The sequence below is a fragment of the Brevibacterium sp. RIT 803 genome, from assembly GCF_016892625.1.
In the GTDB taxonomy this organism is placed as follows: Bacteria; Actinomycetota; Actinomycetes; order Actinomycetales; family Brevibacteriaceae; genus Brevibacterium.
In genome coordinates, this window is sequence record NZ_JAFEMW010000004.1 from 405,649 (window position 1) to 427,741 (window position 22,093).

At 63.4% G+C, this 22,093-nt stretch carries 24 protein-coding genes; 14 read left to right on the plus strand and 10 right to left on the minus strand.

Annotated elements, in window-relative coordinates; translation table 11 throughout:
* Window positions 1–6: 6 nt before the first annotated feature.
* The 3 genes from JTF07_RS14975 to JTF07_RS14985 are packed head-to-tail and all read right to left on the minus strand — an operon-like array spanning window position 7 to window position 2,156.
* Complete coding sequence (locus JTF07_RS14975) at window positions 7–375, minus strand: VOC family protein (protein ID WP_114384531.1); 369 nt, start codon at window positions 373–375, stop codon at window positions 7–9.
* 10 nt (window positions 376–385) lie between these two features.
* Window positions 386–919 (minus strand): O-acetyl-ADP-ribose deacetylase, encoded by a 534-nt coding sequence (locus tag JTF07_RS14980; RefSeq protein ID WP_114384530.1) that lies wholly within the window; start codon window positions 917–919, stop codon window positions 386–388.
* A 13-nt stretch (window positions 920–932) separates the two neighbouring features.
* A complete protein-coding gene (locus JTF07_RS14985; protein WP_204235011.1) occupies window positions 933–2,156 on the minus strand; it encodes a Fic family protein in 1,224 nt (407 codons plus the stop codon).
* Between the two features lie 150 nt (window positions 2,157–2,306).
* Between JTF07_RS14985 and JTF07_RS20690 the strand changes: the two genes are divergently transcribed.
* Window positions 2,307–2,438 (plus strand): hypothetical protein, encoded by a 132-nt coding sequence (locus JTF07_RS20690; RefSeq protein ID WP_258771912.1) that lies wholly within the window; start codon window positions 2,307–2,309, stop codon window positions 2,436–2,438.
* An 84-nt stretch (window positions 2,439–2,522) separates the two neighbouring features.
* Window positions 2,523–3,185 carry a class II glutamine amidotransferase gene (locus JTF07_RS14990; RefSeq protein WP_353843984.1) on the plus strand — a complete coding sequence of 221 codons (663 nt, stop codon included), beginning with the start codon at window positions 2,523–2,525 and terminating at the stop codon, window positions 3,183–3,185.
* Here JTF07_RS14990 and JTF07_RS14995 read toward each other — a convergent pair.
* The 6 genes from JTF07_RS14995 to JTF07_RS15020 form a co-directional block, all read right to left on the minus strand.
* Window positions 3,182–3,730, minus strand: a complete 549-nt coding sequence (locus JTF07_RS14995; RefSeq protein ID WP_204235013.1) for a SipW-dependent-type signal peptide-containing protein — start codon at window positions 3,728–3,730, stop codon at window positions 3,182–3,184. The two genes, JTF07_RS14990 and JTF07_RS14995, sit on opposite strands and share 4 nt — an antisense overlap.
* Window positions 3,727–5,121, minus strand: coding sequence for a signal peptidase I (locus JTF07_RS15000; protein WP_114384526.1), 1,395 nt, complete (start codon window positions 5,119–5,121; stop codon window positions 3,727–3,729). The genes JTF07_RS14995 and JTF07_RS15000 overlap by 4 nt, the downstream gene beginning before the upstream one ends.
* Entirely contained in the window at window positions 5,118–5,837 is a 720-nt protein-coding gene (locus tag JTF07_RS15005) for a SipW-dependent-type signal peptide-containing protein (RefSeq protein ID WP_164513941.1), read from the minus strand. Before JTF07_RS15005 ends, JTF07_RS15000 begins: the two co-directional genes overlap by 4 nt.
* A gap of 14 nt (window positions 5,838–5,851) precedes the next feature.
* Window positions 5,852–6,457, minus strand: a complete 606-nt coding sequence (locus tag JTF07_RS15010; RefSeq protein ID WP_204235014.1) for a SipW-dependent-type signal peptide-containing protein — start codon at window positions 6,455–6,457, stop codon at window positions 5,852–5,854.
* Window positions 6,458–6,709: 252 nt separating this feature from the next.
* Window positions 6,710–6,934 carry a sulfurtransferase TusA family protein gene (locus tag JTF07_RS15015; RefSeq protein WP_101598479.1) on the minus strand — a complete coding sequence of 75 codons (225 nt, stop codon included), beginning with the start codon at window positions 6,932–6,934 and terminating at the stop codon, window positions 6,710–6,712.
* The gene (locus tag JTF07_RS15020; protein ID WP_204235015.1) at window positions 6,931–7,986 is read right to left on the minus strand and encodes a YeeE/YedE family protein; all 1,056 of its coding nucleotides are present in this window, start codon (window positions 7,984–7,986) and stop codon (window positions 6,931–6,933) included. The genes JTF07_RS15015 and JTF07_RS15020 overlap by 4 nt, the downstream gene beginning before the upstream one ends.
* A gap of 281 nt (window positions 7,987–8,267) precedes the next feature.
* Between JTF07_RS15020 and JTF07_RS15025 the strand changes: the two genes are divergently transcribed.
* The 10 genes from JTF07_RS15025 to JTF07_RS15070 all read left to right on the plus strand — a co-directional run bounded on the left by JTF07_RS15025 (window position 8,268) and on the right by JTF07_RS15070 (window position 19,518).
* Window positions 8,268–9,452 (plus strand): 4-hydroxybenzoate 3-monooxygenase, encoded by a 1,185-nt coding sequence (locus JTF07_RS15025; protein WP_204235016.1) that lies wholly within the window; start codon window positions 8,268–8,270, stop codon window positions 9,450–9,452.
* Between the two features lie 46 nt (window positions 9,453–9,498).
* On the plus strand, window positions 9,499–10,299 hold the full coding sequence (gene pcaH, locus JTF07_RS15030) for a protocatechuate 3,4-dioxygenase subunit beta (RefSeq protein WP_204235017.1): 801 nt from the start codon (window positions 9,499–9,501) through the stop codon (window positions 10,297–10,299).
* Entirely contained in the window at window positions 10,292–10,864 is a 573-nt protein-coding gene (gene pcaG / locus JTF07_RS15035; RefSeq protein ID WP_204235018.1) for a protocatechuate 3,4-dioxygenase subunit alpha, read from the plus strand. The genes pcaH and pcaG overlap by 8 nt, the downstream gene beginning before the upstream one ends.
* A 51-nt stretch (window positions 10,865–10,915) precedes the next feature.
* Complete coding sequence (locus JTF07_RS15040; protein WP_204235019.1) at window positions 10,916–12,301, plus strand: lyase family protein; 1,386 nt, start codon at window positions 10,916–10,918, stop codon at window positions 12,299–12,301.
* A gap of 6 nt (window positions 12,302–12,307) precedes the next feature.
* Window positions 12,308–13,609, plus strand: a complete 1,302-nt coding sequence (gene pcaDC / locus JTF07_RS21045; protein ID WP_204235020.1) for a bifunctional 3-oxoadipate enol-lactonase/4-carboxymuconolactone decarboxylase PcaDC — start codon at window positions 12,308–12,310, stop codon at window positions 13,607–13,609.
* A 150-nt stretch (window positions 13,610–13,759) separates the two neighbouring features.
* Window positions 13,760–14,962: an MFS transporter gene (locus JTF07_RS15050; protein ID WP_204235021.1), complete on the plus strand. Its 1,203-nt coding sequence runs from the start codon at window positions 13,760–13,762 to the stop codon at window positions 14,960–14,962.
* A gap of 223 nt (window positions 14,963–15,185) precedes the next feature.
* On the plus strand, window positions 15,186–16,628 hold the full coding sequence (locus JTF07_RS15055) for an MFS transporter (RefSeq protein ID WP_143922238.1): 1,443 nt from the start codon (window positions 15,186–15,188) through the stop codon (window positions 16,626–16,628).
* Between the two features lie 326 nt (window positions 16,629–16,954).
* Entirely contained in the window at window positions 16,955–17,752 is a 798-nt protein-coding gene (locus JTF07_RS15060) for a transporter substrate-binding domain-containing protein (RefSeq protein ID WP_252199838.1), read from the plus strand.
* Between the two features lie 186 nt (window positions 17,753–17,938).
* The gene (locus tag JTF07_RS15065; RefSeq protein ID WP_204235149.1) at window positions 17,939–18,733 is read left to right on the plus strand and encodes an amino acid ABC transporter permease; all 795 of its coding nucleotides are present in this window, start codon (window positions 17,939–17,941) and stop codon (window positions 18,731–18,733) included.
* Entirely contained in the window at window positions 18,733–19,518 is a 786-nt protein-coding gene (locus JTF07_RS15070; RefSeq protein WP_213018842.1) for an amino acid ABC transporter ATP-binding protein, read from the plus strand. The genes JTF07_RS15065 and JTF07_RS15070 overlap by 1 nt, the downstream gene beginning before the upstream one ends.
* 7 nt (window positions 19,519–19,525) lie before the next feature.
* Here JTF07_RS15070 and JTF07_RS15075 read toward each other — a convergent pair whose 3' ends face one another.
* The gene (locus JTF07_RS15075) at window positions 19,526–20,047 is read right to left on the minus strand and encodes a MaoC/PaaZ C-terminal domain-containing protein (RefSeq protein WP_204235022.1); all 522 of its coding nucleotides are present in this window, start codon (window positions 20,045–20,047) and stop codon (window positions 19,526–19,528) included.
* Window positions 20,048–20,172: 125 nt separating this feature from the next.
* Here JTF07_RS15075 and JTF07_RS15080 point away from each other — a divergent pair, with 125 nt between their 5' ends.
* Together JTF07_RS15080 and JTF07_RS15085 are read left to right on the plus strand one after the other, a co-directional pair.
* Entirely contained in the window at window positions 20,173–21,564 is a 1,392-nt protein-coding gene (locus JTF07_RS15080; RefSeq protein WP_204235023.1) for an MFS transporter, read from the plus strand.
* Window positions 21,557–22,081: a nuclear transport factor 2 family protein gene (locus tag JTF07_RS15085; RefSeq protein WP_204235024.1), complete on the plus strand. Its 525-nt coding sequence runs from the start codon at window positions 21,557–21,559 to the stop codon at window positions 22,079–22,081. The genes JTF07_RS15080 and JTF07_RS15085 overlap by 8 nt, the downstream gene beginning before the upstream one ends.
* The last annotated feature ends 12 nt before the right edge of the window (window positions 22,082–22,093 follow it).

Here is a 22,093-nt window from a genome sequence, read left to right on the forward strand (position 1 = left end):
TTTTCCTCATTCCCTGTCTTCGGTGACTCGGTGTTGGGTGATGTTGATGACGTTGCCGTCAGGATCGCGCACGAAGAAGCGTGTCACGCCCCATTCCTCGGTGGTGAGCGGATGGACGATGTCGAGGCCACGATCAACCGCCTCGGCGAAGGCGGCTTCGATGTCATCGACCTTGAGCGAAAGCACCGGGGTGATGGGAGCGGTGGCGTCCTTCGTGACGAGCTGGACGTGAGCTCCGGTCTCCGCCGAGGTGAACCGGGCCACCCAGCCGAGGTTGAACTCTTCGGTGCCCAGACCGAGGAAGTCCTCGTAGAACCCTCGGGCGGCGTCGATGTCGGATACCGGAATGTCGGGGATGACGTCGTGGACCTTCATTGGATCTTCCTCACCATTGGTCGTGGTCGAATACCTGGCAGAACACGCTCGTCATCGAGTCGCTGAAGAGGACGAAGACCACCTCGGCGATGGACTCCCAGCGCCCGCGTTCGCGGCCGTCGACGATGACGGCGTGGGCCGCCTCGGCAACGCCCCTGGCAGACCAGCCGTAGACTCCCCCACCAATGGCGGGGAACGCCACCGAGGTGGCGCCGAGGTCCTCGGCTGCGTTGAGGCTGGATTCGAAACAGGACTCAAGCACCTCGGGGTCGGCCTCGCCCTGGTTCCGGTTGGGACCGACTGTGTGGATGACCCACTTGGCCTTGAGCGCACCAGCGGTCGTGGCGACGGCCTGACCTGCGGGAAGTCCGCGCGGGTGGCTGGTTCGGCGTACCTCCCGGCAGGCCTCGAGCAGTTCGGGTCCGGCGGCACTGTGGATGGCGCCGTCGACGCCGCCTCCGCCGAGCAGACTTGAGTTGGCGGCATTGACGATCGCGTCCACGGACGCCTCGGTGATGTCTCCCTCGAGTACCGTGATCTTCATGGTTCGAGTCTAGTCATAGCCCTCCTCTTCGTGCGCCGTCAGCGAATGCGTCGAGAACGCTCAGTACGCCGGGCTGCTGCCAGATGCGATTCCTTCTACGTCCGGTCGCCTCGCGCAGAATGCCACGATCGACCAACGTGTCGACCGCACGCATCGCCGTCATCTGATTGGTGCCGAGGGCAACGGCGACGAAACTGAGATTCACTGCTGGTTGCGCAATCAGCATGGGCAGCAAAGTCCATGCTGACGAGTCGCGCCTCACCCCTGCCAGCGCGTGCTCCATCTCATTGAGCACGGTGAGCAACTCGTCCATGAGCTGCCTGCCCGAATGGCTGGCGAAACGAGCGGCACGAGTGAACTGAACAATGATGGGTCCGGCATCACCCGAGCGAAATGCACCGAGGGCGGCGAAGTACGCTCCGATGTCGGTGAGCAACCCTGCCGAAATCGGTATTACCGAGGTGGTGACAAGGCCCTTCTCCTTGAGAATTGCGTGGATCAGAGCGCGACCAGTCCTGCCGTTCCCGTCGGCGAACGGGTGTATGGTCTCGAACTGCGCGTGTGCGACGGCGGCTTGAACCAACACGGGAAGATCCTCCCGCGCGATGAATGCGACGAGATCGTCCATCGCTGGAGGAACTCGGTGGTGCGCCGGCGGTACAAAATCAGCGAGCAACGGCCCACTTCCTCCCGGCCCGATCCATACCTGCTGCTCGCGGAGTGCTCCGGCCTCGGAAGCCATCATTCGATCGCCTTCCAGCAGAGCACGGTGCATGTCGAGAATCGACTCGAGGGACATCTGACCCGACATCCCGATCGCGGTCTCCATGGCATGCACGTTGCCCAGAACTGTTGTGGCATTGGCCTTCGCCGTCTCATCTATGGACGCCAGCGCCAACTGCAGAGCAGATGTTGTCAGCTGTTCAATCTGTGAGCTTGATGCACTCTCGGTCCGCAGCAGTATGGTCGGCATCGGACCGCCCATACGAGCGTTCGGGCCGAGTCGTCCGGACGCGAACCCGTCGACCCGAGCCAAAGCGCCGGTGGCATCGTCGACGTCAGCATGTACTTCAGCCGGCAGACGTCCCTCCCACTGCGCGATCTCCGGCACCAGGGCAGCACGATAGGCCCCAGTCTGGCGCTGAACCTCCCGACGGCTGAGCATGTCCGGATTGACCGGTGACCAGTTCAGTTCCTCACTGCCCATCGACGATATCGGTACCTTGAGATCCGTCATGACGCGAACTCCTTATTAACACTTAAACGTGTATCCGTTAATTAGAGTCTAACTCATTCACACTTGTCAGTCGATAGATCCACCGGCGTAGGCGGACACGACACAGCCGCCTCGGCGAGGCAGACGGCCTGCGGAAGGAAACGACGAACCATGTGCAGACTTCTCGGCTACATCTCCCCCACTCCGGCGAGCGCAGCGGATCTCATCGGTGCCGAGGAATGTCGTCAGTGGCAGAACTTGGGCCGACTCCATGTCGATGGCTGGGGCACCGCGTGGATCTGACCGGAATCTGATTCAGCCGAATCGGCCCGTCCGCAGGGAACCACCTCGGGCACCTTCGACCCCGGCTCCGACGTGCAGGACACCGTGTCTCGGGGAGGACGTCCTGAAAGGTATCGCACCCCGCACGAGGGAGCAGACGACCCTCATCTCACGGAAGTCCTCACCGTCCGTCCGACGGTCGCGCGGATCACTCACTTGCGCATGGCCACGCACGGGACTGTCGACCTCACCGAGAATTCGCACCCGTTCCTCGCCGACAATATCGCCCTGGCGCACAACGGGTCCATCCATCCGATCGAACGCCTACGCGAATACGTCACGACTGCCGAGGCCGAGCGCATCGACGGAACTACGGACACTGCAATCATGTTCGCCCTCATTTTGCGACGCGTGGGCCAGGGCGACACCCTGTTCGACGCCACCATCGCGACCGTCCGGATGCTGCGGGCAGACTTCGACCATCCGGGGATCAATCTGCTCGTCCTCAATGCCGAGGAGATGATCGTCGTCCATGCGACTTCGGGAACACCGATTCCATATAAGAACTTCGACACTTCCGGCACCGGTGGTGAACTGTCGCTCGATCACAAGGATCACTACTACCGGATGAGCTGGCTGCGCTTCGACCACGGAGCGATGATCGTGTCGTCCTCGGGCCTTGACCATAGGGGCTGGAGTCTCGTTGAGCAGAACACGGCGATGCGGCTGACCGTGGCGGATGGTTCGGAGACTGTGGTGGGGGTTTAGGCCGTAAGGTTGCGGCAGGTGCCGCCCAGACCTGCGAGGAGTCCCGCGTTGCTGGCAACCGCAGCAGGTTGAGAACGCCAACCACTTGCGTGCTTGGCGAAGAACGCGATCTCCAGTTCGCTCCCGAGGCCCAGCAGTCCGCCGAGGAGATTGACGGGGACGTCTGTCGTATACGTCCCGCCGCCGGTGGAAGTGGTATTCCCGGTGAGACTGAACCCTGTAATCGGAGCCAGAACTGATCCCAAGCCGCTAGTGGAGGCTTCGACGACGACGTCACTAAGTTGGTAGCCCGCTGGCAGCTTCCAATAGACTTCGATCTTGGCCCCGAGACCCAGAACACCGGGGCTGTACTCGCAGGACTTCGTTAAGGTCGGAGCAGGAACCTTCGCGGCCGTAAACGACCCGTTGGCCCTCTCCGAATCGGTCCAAGCGGCCATCGTCGAACGCACACCAGACAAGCCGAGGACGAGCATGACCAAGGCAAGGGCGGCGATGAGAGCTTGGACTCGGCGGTTCCGGAATAGCGATTGCCTGCGGTTGCTCACAGTCTCCTCCTGCTGCGTGTTCTGTGCACAACTGCTGAACCTGTTGCGATGAGCACCCCGGCAGCAAGGAGGATCCAGAGCCATCCTTCGATGCCGGTGCGCGGGAGGTCGCCGGGGTTGACTGGGTTGTCGGAGTCGCCGGGGTCAGGCTTGCCTGGTGGCCCGGGTTCACCCGGGTCTCCGGGGCCGAGCGAGACTTCTTCTCCTTGGCCGATGGCGGTCAGGCGCACTCCACTGCGGTGACCTGCCACCGCCTCGGCGTCGGCGTTCTTGTTCATGGTGACTGTCACCTGAACTCGGCGCTTCTCATCACTGGGCATTTCGAGCAGTCGCCGGTCATAGTCGGGCGCGGCACCGAGGTCGGTCAGTGCCACGCCGCTGACCGGCTCTGCCGCGCCGCCGGGGCACTCATCCATCGGCACGATCTGGGAACATGTGCGAACGTCAACGAGTAGTTGTGACGCGAGGGCCTCCGACAACTGGCCGGAGCCGATCTCCAGTTCCACTTTTCCAGGGTCGGGAGCATCGGCCCACACGTCGACCGTCCAATCAGCCGAATCACCGGGACTGAGGCTGAGCATTGTCGATTCGTCTCCGGTTGCCCGAATTCGCAGGTACTGTCCGTGCACCTCGGCGGGGGTAGTGGTCTCCGCACCGGAAGCAGCCGATGCCGGCTCAGGGGCTGGGATTGCGGCGAGTTCCTGCGGTAAGGGCCCGAACATTCCTGTTCCGGCGGCGACGATGGCCGCGACGGCGGGAAGCGCCACTGCGTGCTTGGGTGATCGGGTTACGGCTGACTGCGGTTCGGAGTGCGTGGCCGACCTTGCGGGTGCCTCGACGACGTCAACGCGGTCGGCAGCGTCGTCCTCGTCCTCGCGTCGAGGCCAGAACGCCCAGACGACGAGCAGGGACGCTGCGATCGTGATGCCGCCAAGAGCATAGGGATTGCGCAGCTTCTGGATCGCCGGTGCGATCCCCGGGATCGAGAACATGACCTTGCGGACGGTGTCCGCAGTGTACGGCTCGGGGTCCTTCGCCTCGTTGGCGTCGCCCTTCATCTCGAACGTGACGGTGCCGGATGTGGATTCCGTCTCTAGGATCGACGTCACGCGGTGGGTCACGGGCAGGACCTTCTCACCACGGTCGGCGGTGACGATGTCTCCAACTTCCATCTCCTCGGCGGGGATCTCGTGGACGAACGCGATAGATCCAGCGGTGATCGTTGGACTCATCGACCCGGTCTTGAACATCATGATCGACACGTTGAAGACGAAGCTGAGAATGACGAGGACGATGCACACGACACCCAGTGCGGCGAGGACGTTGAGCAGTGCTCCGCCGAGCCACGATGACGAGCTCCTTCTCCGGGAACGGTCGTGAGAATGTGTCACGACGGAGTCTTCGAATTGGCAGTAAATGTCCAAGTATTCGACGCGCTCGTGCCCTGGGCAACGCTCGGAGTGTCCGTCGGAAGGGTGACCTCGAAGCAGTAGGCTCGCACCGAACTGCTGGCTTTTCCGACCAACTGCGAGCCTGCACCTTGGCGGTCTTTCTCTGACAGATTCGTCGTAGCTGAAGTGCCGCCGTAGACATAGTCCGCCGATGCTGTGAATGTCGAGGCACTGCACGTGTACCCACCTGTTGAATAGGAGGACGTCACTGCACGATAGACCAGTGCCCCGGCGATGCCGCTGGTGCTGCCAGTTCCTCCGCTCAAGATCTTCAGCTCACCGTCAATAGTCGTGTCCGGTGTAGTGCGGATGAACACCGGGGCGTAGACCTTCGATCCGGGGTACATCCCGGTGGCGTTGAAGGTCATCGTCGACGTGTTGTTCCAGTTCGAGGCGTCGACCGACAAATCAATGCTGAACGTGCCCGCTTTGAACGACCCGGTCGCTTCCTCGGTGTCGGTCCACGCCGCCAATGTCGCTGCCGCACCGATGCCGAAGACCAATCCTCCGGCGAGGACCGCCTTGATCCGGCGGTTGTACAGTCGGCGTCGGATCTGCTCACGCTCCCGTTTCCGGCGTCGACTCTCTGAGCGGGTCTCGTTCGAGACCCGCTCAGACGGGGTCGGATCGCCAGAGGCATCCGTCGGAAACTGCACGAATTCCGCTGGAGTTATTCAGCAGAAGTTGCGGTGAACTGCCACTGGGCGCTGGCAGCGTCACCCTCGGTCAGGTCGTCGCCGGCAGTGACCTGGAAGCACAGAGCGACGGGGGCGCCTGCCGTGCTGCCTGCACCTGCCGTCAAGTCAAACCCTTGGGCGCCAATGGTCGCATCCAAGGCTGTACCGGCCGGAACGACCGTGGTGCCCGTTGCACCTTCAGTACACGACGCGGCATCGTCGACCGCGACGATCCCGTAGCTCAGGTTCGCTTCGTTAGCACCGCTGCCCGCAGCGGACTCGAGGACAACGCTAGCGTTGTATGTCGTCGCATCATCGAGACGGAGAACGAACGGAGCTGCCACGGTGTCCCCGGGAGTGAGATTATCGCCGCCGTCGAGGTCGAAGGTGAGATCCGCGGCGCCCGCTGAGCTCTCGTGATCGGTGAAGTCGGTTCCATTGGTACTTCCCTGCACGTTGAACGAACCGGCACCGAAGGTCCCTTCGGCCCATTCGTTGTCCGTCCAGGCGGCCAGCGTCACCGCAGCTCCGACACCCAGAACGATGCCACCCGCGAGGATGGCCTTGAACTTGCGAGAACGCGTCGTGGACTGCGTCATTCTGACTCCTTGAAAAAGCACATATGTGCACAAAACACCAGAAGTGGTGACTTGACTATTATCGTATAGTTACTTTCCAATTATAGCCATTTATCACATCTGTGCTTTCCAGCACAGAAGGCAGAGACGCTGCGGCATCTGTAGGGTTAAGAGAAATCCAAACTACGCAGAAGCAGAGGCGGCCCTGCGAATTTCGCAGAGCCGCCTCGACAATGGGGATGGTCGTGTGACTGAGAAGAGATCTGTGGCCGGTCAGGCCTTCTGCACGGTGATCGTCCAACTGGCGTCGCCGGTGCGATCGAAGTGGGTCACGGGGTAGCCGTTCTCGGCCGCCCACTGAGGAATCGCCTCGGTGGCCTGAGTGCAGTCGAAGTTGATGACGAGCTCATCTCCGTTGTCCATTCCACCGATTGCATCCTTGGCCTCAACCAAGGGGAAGGGGCAGACAAGACCGTTTGTCTCCAATACCTGTTTCATACGCTCCTGCTCTCTACGGGCTGCGCGGCACCTGTCCGCGCTCCTGATCTGATGGTGAATTTCGCGGCGACTCCAGCGCCGACGATCATGAAGAAGGTCGCGACCCAGCCCTGATATTCGAACTGTGCGGTCGAGACCATGGCGTTGCCGACGGTGCAGCCGCCGGCGATCGCGGCACCGACGCCCATACCGATTCCACCGAGGATGGACTTGACCACGGTCGACTGATCGGGAACGCGAATCCGGAACTCGCCTGAGGCCTTCGCCGCGATGAACGATCCGAGGAGGATGCCGATGACGAGCATGACGCCCCAGTCGACGAGCGAGGAGTCGCCCGTGCCCAGGAACGTCGTGAGATTCGCCGAGGGGGTCGTGATTCCCAGTCCCGAGTTGCGTCCGGTCGCAGCCGAGAGCGGCCAGGCGACCGTGGCGATGATGCCGATGACGACGGCCGTGACGAACGGGTTCCAGCGCTTCTCCGTGAGGATATGAGCCAGGCCCTTCTTCAGCGGCGGCAGGGTCGCAACGGGTGCGGCGGTCTTCTTGTTGTGGTGGACGGTGATGGCAATGGCCACGGCGGAGATGATCGCAACGAAGACCCACGGGCTCAGCCCCGTCGATGCCTGGAGCGTGCCGCTCTCGATCGTGATCGAGCGCAGCCCCTCCGTCACCGAGGCGAGCGGACCGTTCTTCATCACCGCGGAGACGAGCGCGTAGAAGATCAGTGCGAACCAGCTGCCGACCAAACCTTCACCGGCACGGTAATAGGTGCCGGTGGCACATCCGCCGGCCAGCACCATGGCGAAGCCGAAGATGAGGCCTCCGATGATCGACGCCAACCAGGGGAACGGCGAGGCCTCCAAGGTGATGACGCCAAGTGCGTTGAGCAGGAACAACCCGATCGAGTGCACGGCGATGAGGAGGATGAGCGCCGAGAACCATCGCGTGTTTCCCGTCAGCGTGAGATCGCGGAAGGCTCCGGTCACACAGAAACGTCCCCGCTGGAGGACGAACCCGAGTGCCAAGCCGACGATCAGTCCGGTGATGATCATTCATGAGCTTTCTGCTTGTCGGCAGCTGGCTGCCGTGACGATACATGCATGTGTTGAGCTATCTGCCGACGAGTCTGGTTGAGAAAAACGCTCAGACCTCACCTCGCGAACACAACGCCCTCAATTCTGCTCAACAATCTGACCATTCGTCAACATCACAGCCCGAATCCCCGCCGATACTGGAGTCGGCACAGGTATTCTTCTCATTCATTGAAAACTTCCTCGCCTTGTGTCAGTGACTGGGCGCACACTGAGAGGACAAATACGGCAAGGAGGCCCAGGTGCCAGAATTTCAGACCGACGTCGCCATCGTCGGAGCAGGTCCGGCCGGGCTGCTGCTCGCCCACACGCTGCACAATGCAGGAATCGACTCGGTCGTCATCGACAACCGCAGCCGCGACGACATCGCCCACACTCACCGGGCAGGCATCCTCGAGGCCGGGTCCGTGCGGATGCTCGAGGCCCAAGGCATCGAGTCCCGCGTGCACACCTCCGGCCACCGCCACGACGGCATCGACATCCGCGTCGACGGCGTCAGCCACTCCTTCGACTTCCCGAGCCTCGTCGGCGAATCCGTGTGGCTCTACCCGCAGAACGAGATCTTCGTCGATCTCTCCGCCGCCCGCGAACGCACCGGACGCCCCATCTTCTACTCGGTCACCGACACCGCGATCGGCGATATCGAGACCGAGCAGCCGTGGGTGAGTGCGCGGACCGAGGATGGCGAGGAACTGACGATCAATGCGCGTTACGTCATCGGCACCGACGGCTCCCGCGGGCCCTGCCGGGCGATGATCCCAGCAGACACCAAGCAGCGCTTCTTCCACGAATACCCGTTCGCCTGGTTCGGGATCCTCTGCGAGGCACCGGCCAGCCACGAGGTCCTCATCTACTCCCGTTCCGAACGCGGCTTCGCCCTGATCTCCCAGCGCAGCGAGTCCGTACAGCGCATGTACTTCCAAACCTCCCCCGACACCGAGGTGGCCGATTGGTCCGATGACCGCATCTGGTCAGAGCTGCAGTCCCGAGTCGAGGGACCCGACGGCTTCCAGCTCAAAACGGGTGCGATCATCGACAAGAACATCCTGCCCTTCCGATCGGCCGTGACCGAGCCGATGCAGCATGGTTCCCTGTTCCTCGCCGGCGACAGCGCCCACACCGTTCCTCCCACCGGGGCCAAGGGCCTCAACCTCGCCTTCGCCGATGTGTCCGTGCTTGCCCCGGCGCTGATCTCAGCGCTCAAGAACTCCGACGCCGAGGCTCTGGCCGGGTATTCGCAGACCGCAACGAAACGTGTGTGGAAGGCTCAGAACTTCTCCTACCAGATGACCCGGATGCTCCACTCCGACCCCAGCCAGGATGCGTTCGAAACGAAGCGCAGCCTCGGCGAACTCAATTCGATCCTCGAATCCGAGCATGGCCGGCGCTACCTCGCCGAGTGCTACACGGGCTGGCCCAAGGGCTGAGCAGGCTCAGCACAAAGAACCCCCACACCGAGAAGAAAGGTTCGACATGGGAGCACAGAAACTCTCCGGCCCGGACGACGCGGCCGAGTCACAGCAGACGCTGTCTGCCGAGATCGAAGCCATCGAGACCGAGCATAGGAACGCAGTCGCCGCCGGCACACCGGCCCAGACACAGCCGCGCCTGGACTACCCGCCGTACCGGTCCTCGCTTCTGCGGCACCCGACGAAGGACCCTCGGCACACGGATCCGGAGACCATCGAGCTCTTCTCCCCCGCATTCGGCCACCGCGACTTAGCGAACCTCGAATCCGACCTCACAATTCAGGCCGGCGGGGAGCCGATCGGCGAACGCATCAAGGTCACCGGTCGCATCCTCGACGGCAACGGCCGCCCCGTCCGAAACCAGCTCGTTGAGATCTGGCAGGCCAACTCCGCCGGACGTTACATCCACAAGCGCGACCAGCACCCGGCCCCGATCGACCCGAACTTCACCGGCGTCGGCCGCACCCTGACCGGTGACGACGGCTCCTACTCGTTCACGACGATCAAGCCGGGACCCTACCCGTGGAAGAACCACCACAATGCGTGGCGGCCGGCCCACATCCATTTCTCGCTCTTCGGCTCCGAGTTCACTCAGCGCATGATCACTCAGATGTACTTCCCCAGCGATCCGCTGTTCGCCCTCGACCCGATCTACCAGTCGATCACCGACCAGAAGGCCCGCGACCGCCTCGTCGCCACCTACGATCACACCATCACCGAGCACGAATTCCTCATGGGCTACAACTGGGACATCGTGCTCACCGGAGGCAACCGCACCTGGATGGAAGAAGAGGACGATGACTGACCAGAAGCTCACCGCGACACCCGGCCAGACGGTCGGCCCGTTCTACGGCTACGCCATGCCGTGGCCCGGCGACAATGAACTCGTTCCCCCAGCCAAAGCCGGAGCAGTCCAGCTCCACGGCTATGTCTACGACGGGGCGGGAGCTCCCGTCCCCGATGCGATCCTCGAGATCTGGCAGCCCGATGAGGACGGCAAGGTCTCCCGCAATTCGGGATCGCTGCGCCGTGACGGATTCACCTTCACCGGCTTCGGCCGCAACGAGGTCGACCCGGAGGGCCGATACGTCTTCTCCACCCTCAATCCAGGGCCGACCGAGGCAGGCAAGGCACCATTCATCAGCGTCGTCATCTTCGCCCGCGGGCTGCTGAACAGGCTGTTCACCCGGATCTACCTCCCCGAGGACACCGAGGCTCTGGCGGCCGACCCGCTGCTGTCCTCCCTCGAGGCGACAGAGCGAGACCGTCTCATCGCAACTCGCGGGGCTGACGGATCACTGCGTTTCGACATACGGTTGCAGGGTGAGAGCGAGACCCCATTCCTGCGGTTCCCCAGTCACGAAGACTGACAGGACTCACGAAGACCGAGTCACCGCTGCCGCCACCGGAGAGGACACACAATGACTGACACCGCTGCCCATACGCGCCTCCTGTTCGCCCCGGGCGACCTGCGAGGCGCCGAGGCCATCGACGATGTCGCCCTCGTGTCTGCACTCGGCGATGTGGAGTCGGCTTGGATCAATGCTCAGGCACATGCCGGGCTGATCTCCTCCGATGACCGTGCCGAAGCGGTGGCGGGCATCGAAGCCACCACACGGTCGCTGCTCTCCGACTCCGCCGAGCTCGAGACACTGGCCGCTGACGCCGAATCCGGCGGCAACCCGGTCATTCCGTTCCTCAAGACCGTGCGCTCACGACTCGGTCCGGATGCGTCCCGTGCCCTGCATAAGGGCCTGACCAGTCAGGACGTCATGGATTCGGCGCTAGGACTGCTCATGGCCCGAGTCGCTCGCCAGACTCATGCACGCCTCGACGTCATCGCCGAGGTGCTCGTCGGGCTCTCCGAGGATCACGCCTCGACCGTGTGCTTGGCTCGCACCCTGACCCAACCGGCGCTGCCGACGACCTTCGGGCTCAAGATCGCCTCCTGGGCCGCCGAGGTCCACGAGGTTCAGAGCCTGACTCCGCGCATCGACTATGTGCAGGTCGGAGGTGCTGCGGGCACACGAGCCGCGATCCGCGAGTTCGCGGGAACCCAGACCGAGGCGCTGCTGCGCGAATTCCATGTGCAGCTGCGCGGACCCGACGCCGCGCTCACCAGCATTCCCGTGCCCTGGCACACCGACCGAGTCCGGGTCCTCAACTGGGCCTCTCACCTCACCCAATGTGTGACGGTCGGGGCCTCAATCGCCCGAGACGTGCTCATCGGCACCCGCCCGGAGGTCGGCGAACTGAGCTTGGCTGCGACCGGTGGGTCCTCGGCGATGCCGCAGAAGCTCAACCCCACCTCGGCGGTCCTCCTGCACCGCAACGGCATGCGCGCTCCCGGGCTCATGGCCACACTGACCTCGACCGCGGCCGAGGCGATCGAGGAGCGCTCCGACGGAGCCTGGCACGCCGAATGGCCTGCCCTGTCCGAGCTCATGGGCCTGGCCGTGTCCTCTCTCTTCATGCTCCAGACGATGGTCGAAGGACTGAGCGTCAGGCCTGATGCGATGCGGAAGAACGTGGACGCCGCCAGCCCCGGCATCTATGCCGAACGCCTCAACATCGCCTTCGGCGACCGGCTGACGAAGGCTCAGGTTCAGGACGTCATCGCCCCTGGTGGTGATCCTGTGGCCGCGCTCAAAGAAGCCCTGGGTCAGGCCGACGACGATCTGGAGAGCTACTTCTCTCCGGACAACTACCTCGGCGACGCCGAAGACATCCGACAGTCCATCATTGCCACCATCAACGGACCCGAGCCCGTATCGCCGGGGCTCCTCCCCTTCGCCTCAAGAAAGTGACCTGACGTGGAACTCACCGCAACTGTCCTTGCCGCACCGACCGCCCCTGCCACAGCGAACCCGCGCGTCCTCGTCGTCCTGCCCTCACTGGGCACCTCGGTGAGCGCGCTGTGGCAGTCAGCTGCCACCCACCTCGGCGGCGCGGATCCTGCGACGACGGTCATCGGCATCGACCTGCCCGGCCACGGCCGCTCGACGCCGGTCGACGTCCCCGCGGGCACGTCCGAGGTGCCCAGACTGACGATGAGCGCCCTCGCCGAGGCGGTCCTGACCACCATCGACCGTGTCCTTCCCGACGTGGCCGGTTCTGCTGCGCCCCGCATCAGCCTGGCCGGTGATTCGATCGGCGGCGCGATCACCCTGCAGCTGGCCCTCGACCACGGTGATCGCTTCGATCGTGCCGCCGTGTTCTGCACCGGAGCCAAGATCGGAGAGGCCAGCGGTTGGGAGGAACGCGCGGAGGTCGTCGCCACCTCGGGCACACCCACACAGGTCATCGGTTCGGCCCAGCGCTGGTTCGGTGAGGGCTTCATGGATCGCGAGCCCGATGCTTCGGCTGCCCTGCTGCACTCGCTGCAGGACGCGGACCGCTTCTCCTATGCCGCGCTCTGCCACGCACTGGCCTCCTTCGACGTCCGCTCACGCCTATCGGAGATCACCCTGCCGGTTCTCGCCGTCGCCGGGTCCGAGGATCAGCCGACCCCACCGACCAAACTCGCCGAGATCGCCAATGGCATCTCCGGTGCCCTCCTCGAGGTCATCGAGGGTGCCGCCCACCTCGTGCCTGCCGAAGCTCCGGCGGTCGTCGCGGGTCTGCTCCACGACTTCCTGGGTGGAAACAGCACGGGCGGGAACACTGCGAGCCCACAGAGCTCAGACGCCGCCTCGGCGGACCTGCCCACTGCCTCCGGTCCACGTGAAGCCAGCCGGGACGAGGTGCGCGAGGCCGGAATGACCGTGCGCCGCCAGGTCCTCTCCGACACTCACGTCGACCGCGCGAATGCGAAGGTCGATGATTTCACCGCCGACTTCCAGGACCTCATCACCCGCTACGCTTGGGGCGAGATCTGGACCCGCCCGGGCCTCGAGAAGCGCATGCGATCAGCGATCACGCTGACCGCGATGATCGCCGGCGGCCACGAGGCTGAGCTCGCGATGCACGTCAAGGCCGCCGTGCGCAATGGGCTCAGCCGCGACGAGATCAAGGAAGTCCTCCTCCAATCCGCCATCTACTGCTCCGTGCCCAGCGCGAACACCGCATTCTCCGTGGCTTCGCAGGCACTGGCAGAGATGGACGAAGAAGGCTGACGCTGTTCGAATCGTCACATTGCGTCCGCGGGGCTGTCGGTGGCCGTCGATGGGCAATAGGCTTGTTCGGTTGCAGTGAATCGCCCGATTGAGTCTCCGACCTCGGGCGTCACCGCGGTCCCAATCATTCACTTCGCCCGAAGGAACTCCATGAGCGACGCGCCGTACCCACGCCGGGTCTACAAGTTCGCCGTCTTCGCCTTAGCGATCGGCGCGTTTGCCATCGGTGTGACCGAGTTCGCCACGATGGGCCTGTTGCCCCATATCGCTCGCGAACTCGGCATCACCGTGCCCCAGGCCGGCCACGCCGTGTCGTTCTACGCCATCGGCGTCGTCGTCGGGGCGCCCCTGATCACCACGATCGCTGCGCACATGGACCGCAAGAACCTGCTGCTGGGCCTCATGGGCCTCTTCGCCCTCGGCAATGTCGCCTCCATGCTCGCCCCCGACGCGACCCTGTTCAACATTGCGCGCTTCGCCAGCGGACTGCCCCACGGCGCCTATCTGGGCATCGGCGCCATCGTCGCCTCCTCGCTCGTCGCCCCGAACCGCCGCGGGCGAGCGATGGCACGCGTGATGTTGGGTCTGACGATCGCGAACATCGTCGGCGTCCCCATCGCCACGGCCCTGGGCAACATGCTCGGCTGGCGCAGTGCCTACGCCCTCGTCGCCGCTCTCGGCATCCTCACAGTCATCATGGTCGCCGTCGGCGTCCCCCGCGTGAAGCTTCGCGGCGTGCCCTCGGCCCGCGGTGAGATGAAGGCCCTGGCCCGACCGCAGATCATCCTCACCCTCGTGGCCGGCTCCGTCGGCTTCGGCGGCATGTTCGCCGTCTACACCTACATCGCCCCGACCATGACCGACGTCGCCGGCGTCCCCGAGGTCGCGATCCCCTGGGTTCTCGCCGTCTACGGACTCGGTATGACCGCCGGCTCCCTCATCGCCGGGCCCCTCGTCGACAAGTCCATCGAACGCTCTGGCATCGGCGGCATGATCCTCTCCGCCATCGTGCTCTCCGCGTTCGGCGCCTTCACCCAGATCCCGGCCGTCGCGATCATTGCTCTCTTCCTCATCGGCATCGCCGGCTCGATGATCACGACCGCGCTGCAGATGCGCCTGCTGCGCGACTCCCACGACGCCCCGAGCCTGTCGGCTGCCATGAACCATGCCGCGTTCAACCTCGCCAACGCCCTCGGTGCCTGGCTCGGCGGCATCGTCATCACCGCCGGCCTGGGCTACCGCGCCCCGGCCTGGGTGGGTGTGGGCCTGTGCCTGCTCGGGCTCATCGTCCTCATCATCGCAATCTCCCTCCGCCGAGGCGGCACGACGAACCGCTCGACTCTCGAGCTCTGAGGCTCATGGGGCTCGGCGTCCTGGCGTGACGTGGCGTCTGAGTCGTGCAGATCACTCGGACGTACAAGTAATCTCAACTCCTGATACCTCCCGGTCGCACTGTGTGAGACAGGAGTAGTGTCGAGCAGTCGCCTTTCACACCCGTGTCCGGCGACTTTCATCTGACACGAGCACCAGCCCGCCCGTGCCTTCGTCTCTCGACAACAGCGGAGCACAACAGAACATGTCCACCGATACACAGCCGGGAAACCCGAGCGCTCAGCCGGGCCCGGAGTCCGAATCCGACGTCATCGCAGCGACGCGGAAGAACAACACCCGGGGCAAGGTTCTCACCGCCTCGATGGTCGGCACCACGATCGAATTCTTCGACTTCTATGCCTATGCGACCGCCTCGTCGCTGGTGTTCCCGGCCCTCTTCTTCCCCAACCAGACGTCGACGACCCAGCTGCTGAGCTCCTTCGCGATCTTCGGCGTCGCCTTCGTCGCCCGACCACTGGGTTCGATCATCTTCGGCCATTTCGGCGATCGCATCGGCCGCAAGAAGACACTCATCGCGTCCCTGCTCATCATGGGCATCGGCACCTTCCTCATCGGCCTCCTCCCGACCGCGAGCACTCCGGGCTGGATCGTCCTGGCCCCGCTGCTCCTCGTCCTCCTGCGTTTCTGCCAGGGAGTCGGACTCGGCGGCGAATGGTCGGGTGCGGCACTGCTGGCCACCGAGAACGCTCCGAAGGGCAAACGTGCCATCTGGGGAACCTTCCCGCAGCTGGGCGCCCCTGTCGGCTTCATCATCGCCAACCTTCTCTTCGTCGGCCTCAACAAATGGACCTCCCCCGAGGCGTTCCTCGCCTGGGGCTGGCGCATCCCCTTTCTGCTCTCGGCGCTCCTCGTGGCCGTCGGCCTCTACGTTCGCATGTCCCTCATGGAGACTCCCGCCTTCCAGTTGGTCGCCCAGAAGCAGCAGATCTCCAAGGCCCCGCTCGCTGCCGTCTTCAAGACCAGCTGGAAGCCGCTGATCCTCGGCACCTTCATCATGTTCGCGACCTACGTGATCTTCTACTTCATGACCGCGTTCACCCTCACCTACGGCACCTCACCTGCCACCACCGGTCAGGCAAAGACCGCCGCCGAGGCTGCCGGTACGAGCTTCGATCCCGCCGGATTCGTCGCTGGGCTGGGATACACGAAGAGTGAGTTCCTCACCTACCTCATCATCGGAGTCGTGTTCTTCGGCATCTTCACCGTGGTCTCCGGACCGCTGGCCGAAAAGCTGGGACGACGCACGATGCTCATGGGGGTCACGGTTCTCATCGCCGCCTATGGCCTCGTCGTCAACGTCCTCTTCAATGCAGGAACCCCGGGCGTCATCATCGCCCTGATCGTCGGCTTCATCCTCATGGGACTGACATTCGGTCCGATGGCCGCGTACTTGCCGGAGCTGTTCCCTGCCAATGTGCGCTACACGGGCTCAGCGATCTCCTACAACATGTCCAGCGTCATCGGTGCGGGTCCGGCGCCGTTCGTCATGGTGGCCCTGTGGCAGGCCGAAGGTGGAACGATCTTCTACTGTGGCCTCTACATCATCGGGGCGGCGATCCTCACGCTCATCGCCCTGTTCCTGGCCAAGGACACTTCTGACCTCGACATGGAAGCTCAACTGAGCTGAGCACTCATGCCCCAAGATCGCGACGACGGCAACCGACCCTGGGGAAGACGACCATGGCACGATCGACCGGACTTCGCCGAACTGGCCTCGTGGCCGCCTCGGCGAAGCTCGTGAAGCAACCGCTCGAACCTACCGACTGACGAAGAATCAGAGGCTGATACGGAACTTCAACACTACGATTTGGCAACGACCGCCTCGGCGAGGCTCCGTTCGTCATGCGTGTGATGCAGGACACGGTACGATTCCTTTCAGACGTTGCTCAGGCCATTCCCGCGCGAGCGACACCTTTCTATGACATCGATGTCACTGACTCTCCTGGAGGAACTATGAAACGACGCTTGACTCTGGCCACGGTGGCCGTCGGCGCCATGCTCGCTCTGTCCGCGTGCGGCGGCGGAGGCGAATCAGAGCCGGCAGCGACCGGTGAAGGTGGAGTCCCTCTGGTCAAAGAGGGCAAGCTGACGACCTGCACCCACCTGTCCTACCAGCCCTTCCAGTTCGAGAAGGACAGCGAGGTGGTCGGATTCGACGTCGACATCGTCGATGCCGTAGCGAAGAAGCTCGGCGTGGAGCAGGAGATCATCAACACCTCGTTCGAGACGATCACTTCGGGCGCGGAATTCAACCAGCAGAAGTGCGATGTCGCGGCAGCGGCGACGACGATCACGCCCGAGCGTCAGGAGGCCACCGACTTCTCCGAGGGGTACTTCGCGGCCAACCAGGCGATTCTGACCAAGGGCGACAAGACGGCCAAGGACGAGGCAGCGCTCAAGGGCTTCAAGATCGCAGCTCAGGCCGGCACCACGGGACTCGAGTACGCAACTGAGAACTTCAAGGACTCGGAAGTCATCACCTACGAGGACCTGCCACTGTCCCTCGAAGCGCTCAAAACCGGACAAGTCGACGCCGTGATCAACGACAACGGCGTGCTCTACAACTACAACACCGAGAACAAGGGCTTCGCGATCGGCTTCGATATCAAGACCGATGAGCACTACGGCATCAGCATGAAAAAGGGCAACACCCAGATGAAGAAGGCCGTCGACGACACTCTCAAGGAGATCAAGGACAACGGCGAGTACGACAAGATCTACAAGAAGTGGTTCGGCGAAGCTCCCAAATAGAGATCGCTGATCGGGCGGTCGGCCTCGACTCTCATGTCTGGGCCGGCCGCCCGTTGACCTGAGCAGACTCGGCACACCACGCCACCATCGTTGAAGGACTCACCCATGTCACCAACATCCGAGACCGGACGCGGCGGTCAGACCGGCCCCGCAATCCCTCTCGCCACTGCCACCCCCAAGGCCAAGATGAGCAAACGCCAGAAGGCCAAGCTCTCCCGTGGCATCCAGTACGCGATCCTCATCCTCATCGCCGTCGTCATCGCGCTCGTAGCCGACTGGCCGACGCTCATCGATTCCTTCGGCCGGGTCGACATCGCAGTCGACATGTTTCCTGAAGTCATCACCGGTGCTCTGAAGAACACCGTCATATTCACCGCCCTCGGGTTCGTCCTCGGGCTGGCCATCGCTCTCGTCGTCGCCCTCATGCGACTGTCCTCGGTCGGCGTCTATCGCTGGCTCGCGACGATCTACATCGAATTCTTCCGCGGGCTGCCGGCTCTCGTCGTCTTCCTCGTCATGGGCTTCGGGCTTCCCGTCGCTTTCCCAGGTTTCCGACTCCCCCAGCTGGTCATCATCATGATCGCCCTCGGTCTCGTGTCCTCGGCCTACATGGCGGAGACCATCCGCGCCGGCATTCAAGCTGTGCCCAAGGGACAGGTCGAGGCAGCACGCTCACTGGGCATGTCATCCTCGCGAGCGATGATCACAATCGTGCTGCCCCAGGCGATGCGCATCATCCTCCCGCCGCTGACCAATGAACTCATCCTGCTCACAAAGGACTCCTCACTGGCCTACATCCTCGGGTCCTCGGTCGACGGGCGCGAACTTGCGGCACTCGGCAGGGCAGAGATCGTCAACTCAGCCAACCTCACCCCGTTCATCGTCATCGCGGTCTGCTATCTCATCATCACGATCCCGCTGTCCTATCTCTCACGCGTCCTCGAACGCAAATACGGTTCCGCCGAGCCAGGAGCGAAGTAATGTCCTCAACAGCCACCACCTCGGCGCGGGAGACCGCGTCTCCGATCATCGCGATTCGGAACCTCAAGAAGAGCTTCGGGTCCAATCAGGTCCTCACGGACATCAACCTCGACGTCGACAAGGGCGAAGTCGTCTGCGTCATCGGCCCCTCGGGATCCGGCAAGTCGACGATGCTGCGCTGCATCAACACGCTCGAGACCCCGACTGGCGGCTCGATCGTCGTCGACGGCATGGACATGATGGACCTCGATCTCGACATCGATGCCGCACGCACCCGCATCGGCATGGTCTTCCAGTCCTTCAATCTCTTCGCCCATCTCACCGTGCGCGAGAACCTCACCATCGCGCAGACGAAGGTTCTGGGGCGCTCGAAGGCTGAGGCGAACACCGTCGCCGAGGCGAACCTGGCGAAGGTGGGGCTGTCTGAGAAGATCAATGCCAAGCCCTCGTCCCTGTCCGGTGGCCAGCAGCAGCGAGTGGCAATTGCCAGGGCCCTGAGCATGGACCCTGATGTCATGCTCTTCGACGAGCCCACCTCGGCACTCGATCCAGAGACCGTAGGCGATGTCCTCCAGGTCATGCGCAACCTCGCCGAGGCGGGAATGACGATGGTCGTCGTCACGCATGAGATGGAGTTCGCCCGGCAGGTCGCCGACCGTGTCCTGTTCATGGACGGTGGGTACGTCGTCGAGTCCGGACCCGCCAGGGAGGTCATCGGCAACCCGCAGGAGCAGCGGACGAAGGACTTCCTCTCCCGCGTGCTCAATCCCGGGCAGCTGGGGTAGCCCTGCCTCACCAGTCCTGCGCGTTGACTGCGGACTCGTCTCGACGCTTGATGAGGAAGCCGCATCGTCCCTGTTGGGCGATCTCGCCATGCTGGTTGTACAGGGTGAACTGCCGGTCGAGGAATCCCTTGTCCTCGGCCGAGACCAGCCTCTTGCCGAGGATCTCCATCTCCATGGTCACCGTGTCGCCGATGTAGAGCGGGCGCTTGAACGTCCAGTCGTCGATGCCGGTCATCGCGATCGCGGAACTGGTGAACCAGCCGGCTCTGTCCATCAGTCCGGTGATCACCGCGATCCCCAGTACTCCGTGAAGCAGCCGACCACCGCCTGCCTCCATGTACTCGGCGTCGGAATGCACCTGGTTCCAGTCGCCGGAGACCATGGAGAACAGTGTGAGGTCGGTCTCCGAGAGAGTCCGTGACGAGGATCGATAGATCTGACCGACGTCCATGTCCTCGAAGTAGAGGCTGTGATCGGTGGAGATGAACCTGCCCGTGGAAGCTCCGAACTGCGCGGGATCTTGCGTCATTGCCGACTCCTTCGTTCTGCTGGGCCGGAACGGTCCCTTGCGGATCCCCTATTGCCAGCCCTCATGTGATCTGCCATACTCATCATACAAGAACGAACGTTCTTCCCTGCTCAAAGGAGAGTGCAATGGCCTCAACAATTGAACCGCCCGTCGACTTTGATCTCCCGGAGGAGAGCAAGATGACGAAGCTGGCGAGCGCCTCGGTTCTCGCCACAGCCCTCGAATGGTTCGACTTCCTCATCTACTCCACCGCCTCGGCGCTGGTGTTCGGGCACATCTTCTTCCCCTCCCTCGACGGCGCACTGGGCACCATCGCCTCGTTCGGCACCCTCGCCGTGGGCTTCATCGCACGCCCAGTCGGCGGCATCATCGCCGGCGCCCTCGGCGATCGCTTCGGACGCAAGGGACCCCTTGTCGCTTCGATGGTCATCATGGGCCTTGCGACGGCTTCCATCGGCATGCTGCCCGGGTACGACACCATCGGCATCTGGGCACCCATCCTGCTCATCACCGCACGCCTGGTCCAGGGACTTGGAGTCGGTGCCCAGTGGGGCGGCGCGACACTGCTGCTGACCGAGCACTCCCCCATCAGGCGTCGCGGCTTCTACGGCTCCCTCGTTCAGCTCGGCACCGTCGCGGGCATCATCATCGGCAATGCCTTCTTCCTCTGCATCCTGCTCTTCGTCGATGAAGACGCCTTCATCGCATGGGGCTGGCGTGTGCCGTTCCTCTCCGGACTCCTCCTCGTCGCGGTCGGCATCTTCGTCCAGATGAAGATCGAAGAGACTCCTGTCTTCAAATCGATGCAGGCCAAGGCCCAGGCCGAGACTGCAGGCAAGGAGATGCCCAAGGTGTCTCTGCTGGGTGCCGTGCGCAGGTACTGGCGTCAGATCCTCCAGGCAGCTGGAGCATTCTTCGTCGTCAACGGCACCTTCTACGTCATGATCTCCGGCATGCTCTCCTACGGAACGGCCAACGTCGGTCTGTCCCAGACGACGATGATCATGATCGTCTGCCTGGCCGTTGCCACTCAGATCTTCACGATCCCCTACTTCGGGGCCTGGTCGGACCGCCACGGCCGGCGAAAGATCTTCCTTGTGGGCACCGTGCTCATGGCAGTCTGGGCATTCCCGTTCTTCTGGCTCGTCGACACCGGCAATCCTGTCCTCGTCGGCCTGTCTCTCATCGTCGGCCTCACACTGCATGCAATGATGTTCGGCCCGCAGGCGGCACTGTTCGCGGAGATGTTCCCCGCAGACATCCGCTACTTCGGAGCCTCTCTCGGGTTCCAGCTTGCCAGTGTCTTCGCCGGTGGGCTCGCACCCATGATCATGGTCTCCCTCATCGAGTTCACAGGCACCTCGGCGAGCGTATCGGCCTACATCATCGCCATGGCCATCATCACCTTCATCGCCGTCTACACGATCAAGGAGCGCTTCCAGGCCAACCTGCACGAGACGACTCGTGACATCGAGGAGCGCGAAGCTTCGGAAGCAGCAGGTGTCGAACATGTCTGAGCACAGAACATCACTCGAGGGGCGCATCGCCCGCCTCGAGGACATCCAGGCGATCGGACAGCTGCGCGCCCGCTACTGCCAGGCTCTCGATGACGGTCACTGGAATGCTCTGGCCGACACATTCACCGAAGACGGGGCATTCGTCGGACTCTCGACCGCCCGCGGTCGTGAGGAGATGCTCGAGTTCTTCCCGAAGCTCAATTCGACGACCGTGACCTCGTGGTGGCACTTCAGCTCGAACGAAACCGTCGACCTCGACGGCGACTTCGCCACCGGCACGACCTGGCTGCTCCAGCCCTGCGTCGTCGAGGGCGAATCGCAGCTGGCCGCGGGGCGCTACGACGACACGATGGTCCGCACCACCGCGGGGTGGCGCTTCACCGAACGCAGAGTGTCGTTCTTCTTCTGGTCCTCGCTCGAAGCCGGATGGGACGCAGCACGGTTCTCATTTCCTCCCGCCAGCGGGGCCGCCGACCTGCGCACCATGGAACGAGTCGATCGTGGTCAGTCAGTCTGAGGCCTGCGTCGG

Excerpts from the sequence above, each read along its gene's own strand:
- JTF07_RS15050 (WP_204235021.1), top strand. The coding sequence starts at position 13,760 with ATGAGCGACGCGCCGTACCCACGCCGGGTCTACAAGTTCGCCGTCTTC.
- JTF07_RS15085 (WP_204235024.1), top strand. The coding sequence starts at position 21,557 with ATGTCTGAGCACAGAACATCACTCGAGGGGCGCATCGCCCGCCTCGAG.
- JTF07_RS15065 (WP_204235149.1), top strand. The coding sequence starts at position 17,939 with ATGAGCAAACGCCAGAAGGCCAAGCTCTCCCGTGGCATCCAGTACGCG.
- pcaG (WP_204235018.1), top strand. The coding sequence starts at position 10,292 with ATGACTGACCAGAAGCTCACCGCGACACCCGGCCAGACGGTCGGCCCG.
- JTF07_RS14975 (WP_114384531.1), bottom strand. The coding sequence starts at position 375 with ATGAAGGTCCACGACGTCATCCCCGACATTCCGGTATCCGACATCGAC.
- JTF07_RS14985 (WP_204235011.1), bottom strand. The coding sequence starts at position 2,156 with ATGACGGATCTCAAGGTACCGATATCGTCGATGGGCAGTGAGGAACTG.
- JTF07_RS20690 (WP_258771912.1), top strand. The coding sequence starts at position 2,307 with ATGTGCAGACTTCTCGGCTACATCTCCCCCACTCCGGCGAGCGCAGCG.
- JTF07_RS15055 (WP_143922238.1), top strand. The coding sequence starts at position 15,186 with ATGTCCACCGATACACAGCCGGGAAACCCGAGCGCTCAGCCGGGCCCG.
- JTF07_RS15080 (WP_204235023.1), top strand. The coding sequence starts at position 20,173 with ATGGCCTCAACAATTGAACCGCCCGTCGACTTTGATCTCCCGGAGGAG.
- JTF07_RS15015 (WP_101598479.1), bottom strand. The coding sequence starts at position 6,934 with ATGAAACAGGTATTGGAGACAAACGGTCTTGTCTGCCCCTTCCCCTTG.
- JTF07_RS15070 (WP_213018842.1), top strand. The coding sequence starts at position 18,733 with ATGTCCTCAACAGCCACCACCTCGGCGCGGGAGACCGCGTCTCCGATC.
- JTF07_RS15010 (WP_204235014.1), bottom strand. The coding sequence starts at position 6,457 with ATGACGCAGTCCACGACGCGTTCTCGCAAGTTCAAGGCCATCCTCGCG.
- pcaH (WP_204235017.1), top strand. The coding sequence starts at position 9,499 with ATGGGAGCACAGAAACTCTCCGGCCCGGACGACGCGGCCGAGTCACAG.
- JTF07_RS15040 (WP_204235019.1), top strand. The coding sequence starts at position 10,916 with ATGACTGACACCGCTGCCCATACGCGCCTCCTGTTCGCCCCGGGCGAC.
- JTF07_RS14980 (WP_114384530.1), bottom strand. The coding sequence starts at position 919 with ATGAAGATCACGGTACTCGAGGGAGACATCACCGAGGCGTCCGTGGAC.
- JTF07_RS15075 (WP_204235022.1), bottom strand. The coding sequence starts at position 20,047 with ATGACGCAAGATCCCGCGCAGTTCGGAGCTTCCACGGGCAGGTTCATC.
- JTF07_RS15060 (WP_252199838.1), top strand. The coding sequence starts at position 16,955 with ATGAAACGACGCTTGACTCTGGCCACGGTGGCCGTCGGCGCCATGCTC.
- JTF07_RS15020 (WP_204235015.1), bottom strand. The coding sequence starts at position 7,986 with ATGATCATCACCGGACTGATCGTCGGCTTGGCACTCGGGTTCGTCCTC.